Source organism: Halomonas salipaludis, from assembly GCF_002286975.1.
GTDB classification, from domain to species: domain Bacteria; phylum Pseudomonadota; class Gammaproteobacteria; order Pseudomonadales; family Halomonadaceae; genus Franzmannia; species Franzmannia salipaludis.
This window is the reverse complement of record NZ_NSKB01000004.1, coordinates 96,182-109,717: the sequence shown is the minus strand read 5'-3', so window position 1 is coordinate 109,717 and position 13,536 is coordinate 96,182. Positions and strand designations below refer to the sequence as shown.

General features: G+C 64.8%; 17 protein-coding genes and 1 pseudogene. 14 read left to right on the top strand and 4 right to left on the bottom strand.

Features of this window, described 5'->3' with window-relative positions; translation table 11 throughout:
* Positions 1-156 precede the first annotated feature (156 nt).
* From CK498_RS11035 to CK498_RS11025, 3 genes are read left to right on the top strand one after another with little or no spacing between them, the layout of a single operon-like run.
* Complete coding sequence (locus CK498_RS11035; RefSeq protein ID WP_095620926.1) at positions 157-1,011, top strand: rhomboid family intramembrane serine protease; 855 nt, start codon at positions 157-159, stop codon at positions 1,009-1,011.
* A gap of 27 nt (positions 1,012-1,038) precedes the next feature.
* A complete protein-coding gene (locus tag CK498_RS11030; RefSeq protein ID WP_095620925.1) occupies positions 1,039-1,290 on the top strand; it encodes a YeaC family protein in 252 nt (83 codons plus the stop codon).
* A gap of 32 nt (positions 1,291-1,322) precedes the next feature.
* Positions 1,323-2,120: a DUF2797 domain-containing protein gene (locus CK498_RS11025; protein ID WP_095621303.1), complete on the top strand. Its 798-nt coding sequence runs from the start codon at positions 1,323-1,325 to the stop codon at positions 2,118-2,120.
* A gap of 11 nt (positions 2,121-2,131) precedes the next feature.
* On the opposite strand, the gene CK498_RS11020 is transcribed toward CK498_RS11025, so the two are convergent.
* On the bottom strand, positions 2,132-3,619 hold the full coding sequence (locus CK498_RS11020) for a RimK family protein (RefSeq protein ID WP_095620924.1): 1,488 nt from the start codon (positions 3,617-3,619) through the stop codon (positions 2,132-2,134).
* A gap of 156 nt (positions 3,620-3,775) precedes the next feature.
* On the opposite strand from CK498_RS11020, the gene CK498_RS11015 reads away from it, so the two are divergent.
* Positions 3,776-4,249 (top strand): GNAT family N-acetyltransferase, encoded by a 474-nt coding sequence (locus tag CK498_RS11015; protein WP_095620923.1) that lies wholly within the window; start codon positions 3,776-3,778, stop codon positions 4,247-4,249.
* A gap of 120 nt (positions 4,250-4,369) precedes the next feature.
* Positions 4,370-4,855, top strand: a complete 486-nt coding sequence (locus CK498_RS11010; protein WP_095620922.1) for a YajQ family cyclic di-GMP-binding protein — start codon at positions 4,370-4,372, stop codon at positions 4,853-4,855.
* Between the two features lie 165 nt (positions 4,856-5,020).
* Here CK498_RS11010 and cobO read toward each other — a convergent pair whose 3' ends face one another.
* Positions 5,021-5,620, bottom strand: coding sequence for a cob(I)yrinic acid a,c-diamide adenosyltransferase (gene cobO / locus CK498_RS11005; protein WP_095620921.1), 600 nt, complete (start codon positions 5,618-5,620; stop codon positions 5,021-5,023).
* Positions 5,621-5,891: 271 nt separating this feature from the next.
* On the opposite strand from cobO, the gene CK498_RS11000 reads away from it, so the two are divergent.
* The 9 genes from CK498_RS11000 (at position 5,892) to CK498_RS10965 (ending at position 12,914) form a co-directional block, all read left to right on the top strand.
* A complete protein-coding gene (locus tag CK498_RS11000; protein WP_229359046.1) occupies positions 5,892-6,725 on the top strand; it encodes an ABC transporter ATP-binding protein in 834 nt (277 codons plus the stop codon).
* Positions 6,722-7,558, top strand: a complete 837-nt coding sequence (locus CK498_RS10995) for an ABC transporter permease (protein WP_095620919.1) — start codon at positions 6,722-6,724, stop codon at positions 7,556-7,558. The genes CK498_RS11000 and CK498_RS10995 overlap by 4 nt, the downstream gene beginning before the upstream one ends.
* Before the next feature lie 61 nt (positions 7,559-7,619).
* Positions 7,620-8,600: an ABC transporter substrate-binding protein gene (locus tag CK498_RS10990; RefSeq protein ID WP_095620918.1), complete on the top strand. Its 981-nt coding sequence runs from the start codon at positions 7,620-7,622 to the stop codon at positions 8,598-8,600.
* A 72-nt stretch (positions 8,601-8,672) separates the two neighbouring features.
* Complete coding sequence (locus CK498_RS10985) at positions 8,673-9,461, top strand: sulfite exporter TauE/SafE family protein (RefSeq protein WP_095620917.1); 789 nt, start codon at positions 8,673-8,675, stop codon at positions 9,459-9,461.
* 30 nt (positions 9,462-9,491) lie between these two features.
* Positions 9,492-10,760 (top strand): amidase, encoded by a 1,269-nt coding sequence (locus tag CK498_RS10980; protein ID WP_229359045.1) that lies wholly within the window; start codon positions 9,492-9,494, stop codon positions 10,758-10,760.
* On the top strand, positions 10,757-11,032 hold the full coding sequence (locus CK498_RS26530; protein ID WP_229359044.1) for a hypothetical protein: 276 nt from the start codon (positions 10,757-10,759) through the stop codon (positions 11,030-11,032). Before CK498_RS10980 ends, CK498_RS26530 begins: the two co-directional genes overlap by 4 nt.
* Before the next feature lie 3 nt (positions 11,033-11,035).
* Positions 11,036-11,194: a hypothetical protein gene (locus tag CK498_RS26525; protein WP_324615531.1), complete on the top strand. Its 159-nt coding sequence runs from the start codon at positions 11,036-11,038 to the stop codon at positions 11,192-11,194.
* Positions 11,195-11,289: 95 nt separating this feature from the next.
* Positions 11,290-11,760: a PepSY domain-containing protein gene (locus tag CK498_RS10970; protein ID WP_095620915.1), complete on the top strand. Its 471-nt coding sequence runs from the start codon at positions 11,290-11,292 to the stop codon at positions 11,758-11,760.
* The gene (locus CK498_RS10965; RefSeq protein WP_095620914.1) at positions 11,760-12,914 is read left to right on the top strand and encodes a phospholipase D-like domain-containing protein; all 1,155 of its coding nucleotides are present in this window, start codon (positions 11,760-11,762) and stop codon (positions 12,912-12,914) included. The genes CK498_RS10970 and CK498_RS10965 overlap by 1 nt, the downstream gene beginning before the upstream one ends.
* A gap of 12 nt (positions 12,915-12,926) precedes the next feature.
* On the opposite strand, the gene CK498_RS25760 is transcribed toward CK498_RS10965, so the two are convergent.
* Positions 12,927-13,127, bottom strand: coding sequence for a hypothetical protein (locus tag CK498_RS25760; protein ID WP_176475775.1), 201 nt, complete (start codon positions 13,125-13,127; stop codon positions 12,927-12,929).
* A gap of 65 nt (positions 13,128-13,192) precedes the next feature.
* Positions 13,193-13,348: pseudogene (locus CK498_RS26805) on the bottom strand (Glu/Leu/Phe/Val dehydrogenase dimerization domain-containing protein); the annotation flags it as partial.
* Between the last annotated feature and the right edge of the window lie 188 nt (positions 13,349-13,536).

The window sequence follows — 13,536 nt, the reverse complement described above, 5'->3', positions numbered from 1 at the left end:
TGAACTCATGGCCGCTGGGCCTATCAGAGTAAGTGTTCCCTTGAATGATCCCTTGCTTTTCGATCCGGCGGCCCCCTCCGCCGGATTTTTTCTGTGCGTCGGGTATCATGTGCGCCATAGATTGGCCGATAGGCGCCGTCGAGAAAGGAAGACGCCATGTACAAGGTGCTTGAACTGCCCCGCGATACCGACACCCGCCCGCTGCGCGAGGCGCTGTGGGCCCATCGCATCGGCCACCGCTTCACCGAGAACGAGCACGGCTACACTCTGTGGCTGGCCGACCTCGAACAGCGCGAGGCGCTGATGGAACTGCTCGAGCGCTGGCGCAACGGCGAGGCGCTCATGCCCGAGGGCAAACGCCGCGCGGCCAGCGGTGGCGGGACCGCCTCGCTGGTCACCCCGTTTCATCTGGCGCCGATCACTGCCGGCTGCGTAGCGTTGAGCCTCGCGGTGTTCGGGCTAATGGCGCTGTTCGGCGATATGGTCATTGCCATGCTGGCGATCGTGCCGCTGGGGGTATCCAACGGCAGCCTGGTGGCCATGCCGCTGGGCGAAGCGTTGGCGTCGGGGCAGGTGTGGCGGCTGTTGTCGCCGGCGTTCCTGCACTTCGGCTGGATGCACCTGATCTTCAATATGCTGTGGCTGTGGTACTTCGGCCGCCAGATCGAGGCGCTGCAGGGCTCACGGCAGATACTGATGCTGGTGCTGGTCAGCGGCATCGGCGCCAACCTGGCCCAGTACGCTACCGGCACGGTGTTGTTCGGCGGCATGTCGGGGGTCGACTATGCGCTGCTTGGCTACGTCTGGCTGATGTCGCGGCGTGCACCACACAGCGGTTTCTTCGTGCCGCAGATGCTGGTGGTGTTCATGCTCGGCTGGATGGTCTTCACCATGACCGGCTTTGCCGGCATGGTCGGTTTCGGCAACGTCGCCAACGAGGCCCACGTCGGCGGACTGGCGGTGGGTCTGGTGCTGGGCTGGTACTATAGCGAGCGTGCGCGGCGCCGCTGAGCCGCGTGACGCGAACGGGAGAGAGCAATGAGTGAGATGACCTTCGATCGCATGGTGGAGCAGATGTCGCCGGCGATCTATGCAAGCCTCAAGCAGGCGGTGGCGCTGCGCAAGTGGCCCGACGGGCGGGTGCTCAGTGCCGAGCAGGTCGAGCTGTGCCTGGAGGCGGTGATCAAGTACGAAGCCGAGCACAAGGTGCCCGCCGAGGAGCGCGTCGGCTACCTGGAACGCACCAGCTGCAGCAGCGACGGCGAGGACAGCATCAAGTGGGTGAACTGATCGACACCGCCGTGCAGGGCTGTCTGACCAAGATGGCAATCGTCCCGGGCAGTGGCGATGCGCCGGCCCAGTACACGCTGCGCGCCGGCGAGGCGCGCCTCGACCTCAATGCGCGTCTCGGCCAGCCGCTTGTGCTGCGGCATACCGGCGCCATCGCCTGCACCCACTGCGGACGCGCTACCAAGAAGAGCTTTGCCCAGGGCTACTGCTACCCGTGCTTCAAGAAGCTGGCGCAGTGCGATACCTGTATCGTCAAGCCCGAGACCTGCCACTTCGATGCCGGCACCTGCCGCGAGCCGGAGTGGGCCGAACGCCACTGCTTCCAGCCGCATGTGGTCTACCTGGCCAACTCCTCGGGGCTCAAGGTGGGCATTACCCGCGCCACCCAGATGCCGACCCGCTGGCTCGACCAAGGGGCGATCCAGGCGCTGCCGATCATGGAGGTCGACACCCGCCAGCAGTCGGGGTTCGTCGAGATGCTGTTCAAGGAGCAGGTCGCCGATCGAACCAACTGGCGGGCGATGCTCAAGGGCGAGGTCGAGCCGCTTGACCTGATCGCCGAGCGCGACCGCCTGATGGCCAGCCTCGATAGCGGCCTGGCCGGCCTGCGCGAGCGTTTCGGCGCCGACAGCCTGCGCCCGCTGGATGCCGCAGCGTTGCACTTCGACTATCCGGTGCTCGAGCATCCGCAAAAGATCGTCTCGCACAACTTCGACAAGCAGCCCGAGGTCGCCGGTACCCTGCTGGGCCTCAAGGGCCAGTACCTGCTGCTCGACACGGGTGTGATCAACCTGCGCAAGTTCACCGGCTACGAGGTCTGCGTGGCCTGACGTAGAGAGGCTCAGCGCTGCAAGCGGCGGCGTGCCTCCATCCGCTCCAGAAACACTGCCATGATGCGCTCGTAGAGTCGGGCGCCCATCACCGCATCCTCGATACCGGCGTCGACGTTGGGGTTGTCGTTGATCTCGATCACCACCACCCGCTCGCCGATCTGCTTGAGGTCGACGCCGTACAGGCCATCGCCGATCAGGCGGGTGGCCTTGAGGGCGGCCTTGAGCACCGCCGGCGGCACCTCGTGGGGTGGGTGGGTACTGAAGCCGCCGCTCTTCACCTTGCCGTTGGCGTGCTGGTAGATCTGCCAGTGGCCGCGCGCCATATAGTAGCGGCTGGCAAACAGCACCTGGCCGTCGAGCACGCCGATGCGCCAGTCGTACTCGGTGGGCAGCCACTCCTGCAGCAGCAGCAGCGCCGAGCTGTCGAACAGCCGGCGCGCCTCCTCGACCAGCTGTGCGTGGGACTCGATCTTGACGATGCCGCGGGAGAAGGCGCCATCGGGCACCTTGAGCACCATGGGGTAGGTCAGGTCGGCAACCTTGCCGGGCAGCGCGGTGAGGTCGTCGCGATGCAGCAGCAGGCCGTCGGGGCAGGCGATGTGCTTGGCGCGCAGCAGCGCGTGCAGGTAGACCTTGTTGGTGCAGCGCAGGATCGAACGCGGGTCGTCGATCACCACCAGTCCCTCATGCTCGGCGCGGCGCGCCATGCGGTAGGTGTGATGGTCGAGCGCAGTGGTCTCGCGTATGAACAGCGCATCGAACTCGGCCAGGCGACCGGCATCGCGGCGGGTGATCAGCGATACATCGATACCCAGCCGGCGACCAGCGCGGATGAACTGCTTCAGCGCGCTCTTGTTGCTCGGCGGCAGCGCCTCCTGGGGGTCGACCAGGATCGCCAGGTCGAAGCGATAGCGGCGCCGCGCCTTGGGCGTGCGCCATACCTTGCGCGAGTGGCGGTTGAGCGCGCTGGCGAACAGATCCTGTTCGTCCGGGGCCAGCGAGGTCAGCGGCAGCGGCTTGAGCCGGCTCAGCCGCCAGCCGTCACCGCGGTGGCTGAAGCGCGCCTCGAGCAGCGGGCAGGGCAGTCGCTCGAACAGTCGGCGGGCCAGCTTGGCCAGCGCAGGATCCTGGCACTCGCCGAACATCACCCGCAGGGTCAGTTCATCGCCGCTCAGGGCGCCACGCCGTGACAGGTCGCCGAGCAGCGGGGCGAGGCTCTCCAGCTGCAGGTCGATCAGCGCCTTGCGCGACAGCTGGTTGAGGGTCTCAACGCTGGGTAACACGCGCTGGCCACGGGCTTGGGCGAGCAGCGACACATAGTAGCCGGTGTCGAGATAGTCGAGCCCGGCGCACAGGTTGATGACATGCGTCGCGGCGTCGTGCTGTGGCGAGAGCCGCTCATCGGCAAGAAAGTCCGCAGCGCTGATCAAGTCGTCGCTGGGGTAGTAGGGGCGCCAGTCGGCGGGCTGGTCGACGACGATTCGCAGCGGACACATGTCATGGGCTCCGGGGCAGGGGAGATTCGGCGCTAGCATGCGACCAAGGTGGCGCAGGAACAATAGCGCATCATGGTGAAATAATTTCATCTTGCCAGACGCTGACATGCGTTGGCAGTACAGCGACAATCCGCGCAAACGTCACGATACGCCACCATGACCACCTATCTGCGCTCGGCGCACCCCTCCGATCTCGACGCCCTCTGCCAGCTGGAGCACGACTGCTTCGACGGCGACCGCTTCAGCCGACGCCAGCTGGCCCATCTGCTCAAGGGCGCCAACGCGGTGACCCTGCTGGCGGTGGCCGATGCCGGCACGCTGCTCGGCTACGGCACCCTGCTGCTGCGGCGCAACAGCCGCCAGGCGCGGCTCTATTCGTTCTGCGTGCGCCCCGAGGCCCGTGGTGGCGGCCTGGGGCGGCGCCTGCTCGACGCGCTGGAGGCCGAGGCGCGCTACCGCGAACTGGCGGCAATAACCCTGGAAGTTCGTGCCGACAACCGTGTCGCCCTGGGGCTCTACCGCCGCGCCGGTTTCCAGCTGGTGCGCTGGCTCGACGACTACTACGTCGACGGCTGCGCCGCCTGGCAGATGCAGAAGCGCCTCGAGAGCGAGGCGCGCGAGGCGGTGTAGGGTCGAGCCGGCCGATCCGTCTCGAATCGTGTGGCTATCTGCGATAGGCACTGGGCAGCGGGTGCAATGCCCGCGGGCCTGGCATAGAATCGTCGCCAGTTTTCCAAGGAGCCCACGCCAATGCCCTCTTTCGATATCGTCTCCGAGTTCGACAAGCACGAAGCCAGCAACGCCGTCGACCAGGCCAACCGCGAAATCCAGACGCGCTTCGACTTCAAGGGCGTGGATGCCAGCTTCGAGCTCAACGGCGAGGTGGTCTCGCTGCAGGCCGATGTCGATTTTCAGCTCAAGCAGATGCTCGACGTGCTGCGCAACAAGCTGATCGCCCGCGGTATCGACGCGCGCTGCATGGACGAGCAGGACCCGGTCCTGTCAGGCGTCAAGGCGCGCCAGGACGTCAAGCTCAAGCAGGGCCTGGAGCAGGCCGACAGCAAGGCGATCATCAAGCAGATCAAGGACAGCAAGCTCAAGGTCCAGACCCAGATCCAGGGCGACAAGGTGCGCGTGACCGGCAAGAAGCGCGACGACCTGCAGCAGGTGATCGCGCTGCTCAAGGGCGAGCAGGGCCCCGACCTGGCGCTGCAGTATGATAACTTCCGCGACTGATACGTCTTACTAGACAGCCCTATGGAAGCGCTGAACAAATCGCCGAGCGAGATGAAGCACAAGGCGCCCGGAGCACAGGAACCGGAGCATATGGGGTATATGTGAGGATTCCGAGCACCGCGCAACGCAGTGATTCGCTCGTGTAGGCATTTGTGCAGTGTTTTCCTAGTAATCGATGCCGCGGCGTGCCTGCAGCCCACTATTGAAGGCGTGCCGGGTCTCCTGCATCTCGGTCACGGTGTCGGCCATCGCCACCAGCTCGCGGTGTGCGTTGCGCCCGGTGACGATCACCGTCTGCTCGCCGGGGCGCGCCTCGATCGCCTGTTTGACGGTGGCAATGTCGAGGTAGCCGAACTTGAGCATATAGGTGATCTCGTCGAGGACCACCAGATACACCTGCGGGTCGGCCAGCATGCGCTCGGCATCGCGCCACACCGCCTGGCACGCCTGGGTATCCAGCTTGCGATTCTGGGTCTCCCAGGTGAAGCCGGTGGCCATGATCGCCACCTCCAGGTTGGCATCCTCCTCCAGCCGCTGGCGCTCGCCGCACTCCCATAGCCCCTTGATGAACTGCACCACGCCGACCTTGTAGCCATAGCCCAGCGCGCGGGTCACCGTGCCCCAGGCGGCGGTTGTCTTGCCCTTGCCGTTACCGGTGAACACCAGCAGCTGGCCGCGTTGCTCGGTGGCCTGGGCGACCTTGTCATCGACATGACTCTTGAGTTTCTGCATCGACTGCTGATGGCGCGCCTGGCGGTCGCTCATGGTGGCTCCTGGTGATGGACGAAGGAGGTCAAAGCCTACGCCACTGGCGGCGGCTCGTCAGCCTGCCCGAGGGGATGCATTCATTATCATGGTGCATGGTGCTGTCGCCAGGACACTGGAATTGCTCACCTTGGTGAATGGCGGTAAAGGCACCGCTTCTCGTTATTTAGACATCACATTGATTTCATGCTTTGAAATCGATTTTTGGCACGCTCTATGCAGCGTCTGCTTGACTCAGGCATCCCCAAAGGATCAAGCGATGAATGCATCAATGGCCGCCTCCGTAAGCCGAGCAGCCCCGCCTGGTGCGCAGGGCGTGCAGCGCCACAGCGTCATCACTCTCGATGGCATCAAGAAGACCTTCAGCAGCCCGGGTGCTGAATCTATCGAGGTGATCGAAGACATTAGCCTCGATATCAAGCAGGAAGAATTTGTCAGCATCGTGGGCCCCAGTGGCTGTGGCAAGAGCACCATGTTCAACATCATTGCCAGCCTGCTGGAGCCCAGCGATGGCAGCATCACGCTGCGCGGCAGCGACCCCAACTGCGGCGCACGGATCGGCTACATGCTGCAGCGCGACCTGCTTTTTCCGTGGCGCACCATCATCGACAACGTCTGCCTGGGTCTCGAGATTCAGGGCGTGCGCAAGGCTCGCCGCTATGAGATGGCGCGCGACCAGCTGGCACGCTACGGCCTGGCCGATTTTGCCGATCAATACCCCAATACCCTCTCCGGCGGCATGCGGCAGCGGGTGGCATTGATCCGCACCTTGATTACCGACCCTGACCTCATCCTGCTGGATGAGCCGTTCTCGGCACTCGACTACCAGACACGTCTTGTTCTCGAGGAGGAGATCGTCTCGATCCTCAAGGAGCACCACAAGACGGTGGTCTTGATCACTCATGATATCGGCGAAGCGATTGCCATGTCCGACCGCGTGGCGGTGATGACCCAGCGTCCTACCTCGGTAAAGAAGATCTACGACGTGGGGCTGTCCCGCGAACTGGGATCATGTCTCAAGGCGCGCAGCGACTCCCGCTACCAGGGCTTCTTCGACAGCATCTGGGACGACCTGGATATCCAGATCGCCGGGGGCGAGTCATGAGCGAAGCACAGCTGCATACCCATGTGATTCGCGCCGGCAGCGTCAAGGAGAACGACGAACAGCTGGCCGGCAATACGCTGCTGACCGATAACCTGTGGCGCGGCGCCGGGCTGGCGCTGGTGATCATCCTGTGGCAAGTCGGGGTCAACGTCGGCTGGATCAACTCCTTCCTGATGGGCTCGCCGGTAGGCATCGCCGGTGAAGCCTGGCGACTGATCCAGTCCGGTCAGCTGCTCAACGATACCATCGCCACCGTTTATGCCACCGTGGTGGGGTTCCTGGCGGGGAGTATTCTGGGCTCCATCTGCGGCTTGCTGCTGTGGTTCTCGCGCAGCGTGGCACGCATCATCGATCCGTTCATGGTCGCCCTCAATGGCCTGCCCAAGATCGCCCTGGCGCCGATGATCATCATCTGGTTCGGCTCGGGCATGTTCTCCAAGATCATGCTGGCGTTCGTTGCCACCTTCGTGGTCGCGCTGCTCTCCGCCTACCAGGGTACCCACCAGATCGACCGCAACCTGATCAACCTGATGCGCTCGTTGGGCGCCAGCCGGCGTGCAGTGTTTACCAAGGTGGTCGCGCCGGCCACGCTGCCATGGATCATCTCCGCCTTCCGCTTGAATATCGGCTTCGCCCTGATCGCCGAGATCGGCGGTGAATTCATCTCCTCCGACCGTGGCCTGGGTCGCATGATCTTCGTCGCCGGCAACCTGTTCAATCTCAACGTCGTCTGGGTCGGGGTCATCATGCTGATGATCGTGGCCATCGTGCTTTACGTGATCGTATCGCAGGTCGAGAAGCGGCTGTTGCCGTGGGAAAAAGGACAACAATAGCACCACTCATTGAGTTGATACCCCGAGTAGCATTGACCATAACCACAAGAGGCACTGCACCATGAGCATCTCAACAACTTACAAGCGTATCGCCTTCGGCGCCGGCCTGCTGGCACTGGGCGCTTCTGCCCATACCCAGGCCGACGATATGGACACCATCCTGATCAACGAGGCCTTCCATTCGCTGCTCTATCTGCCGGTCTATGTGGCCAAGCACGAGGGGCTGTTCAATGCTCACAACATCGATGTGCCGGTGGTGCGTTCAGCGGGCTCGGGGCCGGCGGCGCTGGCCTCGGTGCTGTCCGGTGAGTCGCAGTTCTCGGTACATGGCCCGGAGCATGTCGGCTTCGCCCAGGAGCAGGGCGGCAGCGGCAAGGCGATCAGCGCGGTGGCCAACAGCGCCCCGGTGTGGGTGCTGGCACATCCCGATCTCGACTACTCGTCGCCGGCCGACCTCGAAGGCAAGGAGGTGGTGGTAGGCCTGGCCCCGGGCACGTCGAACACCCTGATCAAGCGCCTGATCGAGGATGCCGGCCTCAATGGTGAGGTCACCCTCACCGAAGTGCAGAATGGTTCCGAGCTCGGCCCGGTGCTGTCTGGACGCGGCGATATCGCGGTGGCCTATCAGCCGCAGGTCGAGCAGGGCATCTCCCAGGGCCTGGAGATCATTCACGCCTTCACCGACGACTATCCCGAGTATGCCTTCTCGACCATCAACACCTCCCAGGAGATGATCGACGACAACCCCGACCTGGTGATGCGCTTCGTCAGCGCCATCAACGACTCGCTGGCGCTGATCCACGCCGACGCCGATACTGCCAAGGCGGTGGCGCGCATGGAGTTCGGTGACTTGCAGGGCGACGTGGTGGACGCCGCGGTACAGCGCATGATCGACAACAACGTCTACCCCGAGAGCGTGACGATCACCGAAGACGCCTTCACCAACGCCATCGAGATGCAGCAGTTCGTCGGCAATATCCAGGGCGAGATGTACTACGACGATATCGTCGACGCCTCCTTTGCCAGCGAGGTCGTTCAATAAGCGCTCTGGCAGCGTATTCTCGGATGGGATCCCTAGGGCCCCATCCGTCATGGTGTCTGGAGCGAGGTTCGAATGCTGTCTGCGCTGCTGTTCTTCTGCCTGGTGGGTGCCGTGGCCGGCATGATCGCCGGGCTGTTCGGTATTGGTGGGGGCGTGGTGATCGTGCCGGCGCTGATCGTGGCGCTCAATCAGCAGGGCGTCGATCCTGCCGTGGTCATCCATCTGGCCATCGGCACTTCGCTGGCCATCATCACCGTGACTGGCGCCTCCTCGGCGCTGGGGCATTGGCAGAAGGGCGCGGTGGTCGTCGACCTGCTCAAACGCATGCTGCCCGGGCTGATGCTCGGCGCGGTACTGGGGGGATTGATCGCCGACCAGCTGCGCGCCGAGTTGCTGGAGCGCTATTTCGGTATCTTCATGCTGCTGCTGGCGCTGCGCATGCTGCTGGCCAGGCCACCCAAGCCGGGGCGGCAGCCGGCCGGCATGCCGGCCATGCTGGTGGTGAGTACCTCGATCGGCACCTTCTCGGCGCTGTTCGGCGTGGGCGGTGGGGTGCTCAGCGTGCCCTGGCTGGCGCGCAGCGGCGCCACCCTGGCGCGCGCCATTGGCACCTCGGCGGCCTGCGGCCTGCCGATCGCGGCGGTAGGGGCCGCAACCTTCATGTTCACCGGCCAGGGGCAGGCCAGCCTGCCGGCCTACAGCAGCGGCTACCTCTACTGGCCAGCCTTTATCGGCATCGCGCTGTTCAGCGTGCCCTGCGCCCGCGTCGGCGTGCGGCTCGCCCACCACCTCTCGCCGCGGCTGCTCAGGCGGCTGTTTGCCCTGTTGATGCTGGTGGTCGGCCTGAAGCTGATCGTATGAGCCGCTCCATCGACCTAGGAGATAAGCCACGTGAATCAAGATATGACCATCGACGCCTATCACGCCGCTCTGGCCGAGGGCCGCGCCATGCCGCTCGACTGGTGGCATGCCTGCAGCCTGCGCATCGATCAGCGCGAACCCGAGGTTCAGGCCTGGGAAGCGCTGGCCGAGGCCCCCGCCGCGCTGGATGAGCGGCTCGCCGAGCGACCGCTGTACGGTGTCCCGGTGGGGCTCAAGGACATCATCGAGACCGTCGATCTGCCGACCCGCTGGGGCACCCGCGGCTATCTGCACTCCGACGGGGCGCTGGTGGACGCCGCCCTGGTGACGCTGCTCAGGGAGCAGGGCGCGCTGATCAAGGGCAAGACGGTCTCCACCGAGTTCGCCTACTTCACGCCCGGCAAGACCCACAACCCCCACGATCTCACCCGCACCCCAGGCGGTTCGTCGAGCGGCTCGGCGGCGGCGGTGGCCGATGGCATGGTACCACTGGCCTTCGGTACCCAGACCGCCGGCAGCATGATTCGCCCGGCAAGCTTCTGCGGGGTGTTCGGTTTCAAGCCCACCTTCGACACCGTGAGCGCCGCCGGGGTCAAATCCTTTGCACCGTCGCTGGATACCCTGGGCTGGTTCGCGCGGCATATCGAGGATATCTGCACCACCTTCTCGGCGCTGACCCGTGCCCCGCGGATCACGCCACTGGAGAGCCTCGCCGGGGTGCGGGTCGGTGTGCGCAGCCTGCCGGGAGACGTCGCGCCGGACGACGACGTCGAACAGGCCCTGGCCCATGCCCAGTCGCGTCTCGAGCAGGCCGGCGCCACGCTGGTGCCACTGGCGCTGGACGCGCGCTACGAGGCGCTGGTCGAACACCAGAAGGTGGTCATGGCCTACGAGGCCGCCCAGACCCTGGCCAGCGAGTACGCGCGCTTCGCCGCGCAGATGGGCCCCAAGCTGGTCGAGCTGCTCGAGGAGGGCAGAGCCATCAGCCACGCCCGCTATCTCGAAGCGCGCCGCGCCACCAATGCCATGCAGCAGGCGCTGAGCGGCGTGTTCGATGAGCAGGTCGACGTGATTCTCGCTGCCAGCGCCGCCGGGGTGGCGCCGCAAGGTATCGAGGCCACCGGCGACCCGCTCTACTGCCGCGCCTGGACGCTGCTCGGCGTGCCGTGCCTCAACCTGCCGCTCAGTCACGGCACCGCCGGCATGCCGGTGGGCGTTCAACTGGTGGCGGACCGCTGGCAGGACCAGCGGCTGCTGCAGATCGCCCGTACCCTGATGAGCCAGGAGGTACCCGCATGAGCCAAGCGCTGCCGATCAAGACCATTCACGGCCACCACTGCCACCACGGCTGGGACAACAGCATCGCCGCGGTGGAGCAGGTGGCGCCGGGCATCACCCTGACGGTGGTCTGCCACGATGCCGCGGGTGGCCACTTCAATCGCGACTCGGGTATCGAGGCGGTGGCGTCGATGCCGTTCGAGCGCATCAACCCGGTGACGCGCCATCTCGACGGCGCCGGCTACGAGGTCTTCACCGGCATCGGCCCGGACCTGATGAGCGGCGCGCGCTAGGCGCTGGAGGGTGCCATTGAGTGGCTGGTCAAGACACGCAACCTGCCCGCCGAGCAGGCCTACATGCTGTGCTCGGTGTGCGGTGACCTGCGTATCAGCGAGATCGTCGACGCACCCAACTGGGTGGTGAGCTTCTACCTGCCGCGCATCGTCTGCGAGTAACAGTATTCGTTGAAGAACCAATAGCCGTGCCTAGGGTCATTAGCTAGTGATCTGCGCCGCAGGGCGCAGGCATGGCATATTCATGGAGGATTGCGATGGTGTATTTCAAGCGCTGCCTGTTGATACCGGCCGCTACGATGCTGATGGCCGTGGGCGTAGCCCACGCCGACCGGCTGGCGATGGATCGTCTGGATGACATCCTGGGCGCGGCCAGCGACTACGGCATTACCCACTTCGAGGAGATCGAGGCCAAGAGCAATGCCAGCGTCGAGATCGAAGGCTGGTCCGATGACGAGTGGTACGTCGATGTGCGCCTGTCGTTGAGCGATGGCCAACTGCTGCAGGAAGAGCGCGAACGGCGTATCACCGGCGCCTGGGGCATGAGCGAGGAGGACGTGCGCAGCGTCTTTGCCATCGCCGCCAGCGAAGGCATGGTCGAGTTCGAGGAGATCCAGATCGACAAGCAGGGCATGATCGAGATCGAGGGCGACGATGAAAGTGGCCGTGAGCTCGAGGTCTACGTCAACCAAGGCAGCGACAGCGCCAGCCGCGTCGACCGCGATTGATGCGCCGCTCGCCCGAGTACTACCGCACCGAGATGGAGTACACCCTGGGGGCACACTTCGTCGATGGCAACCGGGTCGAGATATTACGCAATGGCGTGGAAATCTTTCCCGCCATGCTCGAGGCCATTGAGCAAGCCAAGTACTCCATCGAGCTGGTGACCTTCGTCTACTGGACCGGCGACATTGCGCGTCGCTTTGGTCATGCCTTGTCGCGCCGTGCCGAAGAGGGCCTGAGAGTTCGCGTGGTGCTCGATTCCATCGGCGCCAAGAAGATGTCGCGCGAGCTGGTCGATCACATGTCTCAGGCCGGCGTGGAGATTCGCTGGTTCCGTCCACTCAAGCTGTGGCGGCCGTGGCGCTTCGACAAACGCACCCACCGCAAGATCCTGGTGTGCGACGACCGTATCGGATTCACCGGAGGGGTGGGGATTGCCGAGGAGTGGGAGGGCGATGCACGTCATCCCGGCGAGTGGCGCGAGACCCACGTGCGGGTGGAAGGGCCGGCGGTGATCGGCCTCTATGCGGCCTTTCTCGACAACTGGAACGAGTGCGGCGCATGGCGCTGGGAAGCGATCCGCGAGCGCGTGAAGCCTCATCATGACGGCGTGCCGATCCAGTTCGTGCGTGCCTCCTCGACCATCGGCTGGACCGAGTCCGCGGCGATGATGCGCTCGCTGGTGTCGGTGAGTCATGTCCGCCTGCGCATTGTCACGGCCTATTTCGCCCCCGACGAGACCCTGGTGCAGACCATGCTCGACGCTCTGGCTCGCGGCGTCGAGGTCGAGATCCTGGTGCCCGGCAAGCATAACGATAGCCGCATCTCGCAGCTCGCCGGGCAGCCCAGCGTCGAGCGCCTGCTCACAGCCGGTGCCAAGGTGTGGGTATTTGCGCCGACCATGCTGCATGCCAAGCTGGCCATCGTCGACGACCTGCTGGCCTGTATCGGCTCGGTGAACGTCAATCACCGCTCGATGGGCAAGGACGAGGAGTGCAGCGCGCTGATACTCAGCGAAGACCTGGCCGCTATCCTCAACCGCCAATTCGATGAAGACTGCCAGCGCAGCAGGTGCCTCGACGCCGACGAATTCCGTCAGCGCGGCGCATGGACGCGCTGTAAGGAGCGCGCCGCACGCCTGGTGCTGGAACAGGTGTAGCCCTGGCGGAGGCTACTCACCGTCCTGGTTGTTGCCGCGCTCGCGAATCGCCCCGGCGATACGCTCGATGCCCTGGCGATAGGCCGCCTTGCGGTAGGAGATATTCTCCTCTTCGGCGCGGTCGAGTACCCGACGCGCCTCGCGCTCCAACACCGCATCCAGGCGCTGGTTGACGCTCTCCTCCGTCCAGCGGTCGCCGCTGTGGTTCTGCACCCACTCGTGTGAGAGCTGCTTGGGGTCGACCTGTACGCCCCTTTGCCGCCGCCGAAGGGCAGGCTGACCACCGCGCACTTGACCGCCATCCAGAAACTCAGCGTGGTGACCTCGAGCTGGTCGACTGCAGGGTGAAAGCGAATGCCGCCCTTGGCCGGGCCGAGGCTGGTGTCGTACTGCACCCGCCAGCCGGGAAATACCTTGAGGCTGCCGTCGTCCATGCGCACCGGCACGCTGACCTGCAGCGATAGCGCCGGCTGCATCAGCCGCTCGCGGGCGTCAGGGCTGATATCGAGGGTCTCGAAGACCTCCTCCAGGCGCGAGCGTGCATCGTCGAACAGGTGGGTGTGAGCTTGCCGGGTGGCGTCCTGGCTCATGTCATCCTCCTTAATGGCAGTGAGCAGGGTAG

Bases quoted from the DNA above. Each gene is read 5' to 3' on its own strand.
- CK498_RS11035 (WP_095620926.1), top strand. From the start codon at position 157: ATGTACAAGGTGCTTGAACTGCCCCGCGATACCGACACCCGCCCGCTG.
- CK498_RS11030 (WP_095620925.1), top strand. From the start codon at position 1,039: ATGAGTGAGATGACCTTCGATCGCATGGTGGAGCAGATGTCGCCGGCG.
- CK498_RS11025 (WP_095621303.1), top strand. From the start codon at position 1,323: ATGGCAATCGTCCCGGGCAGTGGCGATGCGCCGGCCCAGTACACGCTG.
- CK498_RS11020 (WP_095620924.1), bottom strand. From the start codon at position 3,619: ATGTGTCCGCTGCGAATCGTCGTCGACCAGCCCGCCGACTGGCGCCCC.
- CK498_RS11015 (WP_095620923.1), top strand. From the start codon at position 3,776: ATGACCACCTATCTGCGCTCGGCGCACCCCTCCGATCTCGACGCCCTC.
- CK498_RS11010 (WP_095620922.1), top strand. From the start codon at position 4,370: ATGCCCTCTTTCGATATCGTCTCCGAGTTCGACAAGCACGAAGCCAGC.
- cobO (WP_095620921.1), bottom strand. From the start codon at position 5,620: ATGAGCGACCGCCAGGCGCGCCATCAGCAGTCGATGCAGAAACTCAAG.
- CK498_RS11000 (WP_229359046.1), top strand. From the start codon at position 5,892: ATGGCCGCCTCCGTAAGCCGAGCAGCCCCGCCTGGTGCGCAGGGCGTG.
- CK498_RS10995 (WP_095620919.1), top strand. From the start codon at position 6,722: ATGAGCGAAGCACAGCTGCATACCCATGTGATTCGCGCCGGCAGCGTC.
- CK498_RS10990 (WP_095620918.1), top strand. From the start codon at position 7,620: ATGAGCATCTCAACAACTTACAAGCGTATCGCCTTCGGCGCCGGCCTG.
- CK498_RS10985 (WP_095620917.1), top strand. From the start codon at position 8,673: ATGCTGTCTGCGCTGCTGTTCTTCTGCCTGGTGGGTGCCGTGGCCGGC.
- CK498_RS26530 (WP_229359044.1), top strand. From the start codon at position 10,757: ATGAGCCAAGCGCTGCCGATCAAGACCATTCACGGCCACCACTGCCAC.
- CK498_RS10970 (WP_095620915.1), top strand. From the start codon at position 11,290: ATGGTGTATTTCAAGCGCTGCCTGTTGATACCGGCCGCTACGATGCTG.
- CK498_RS10965 (WP_095620914.1), top strand. From the start codon at position 11,760: ATGCGCCGCTCGCCCGAGTACTACCGCACCGAGATGGAGTACACCCTG.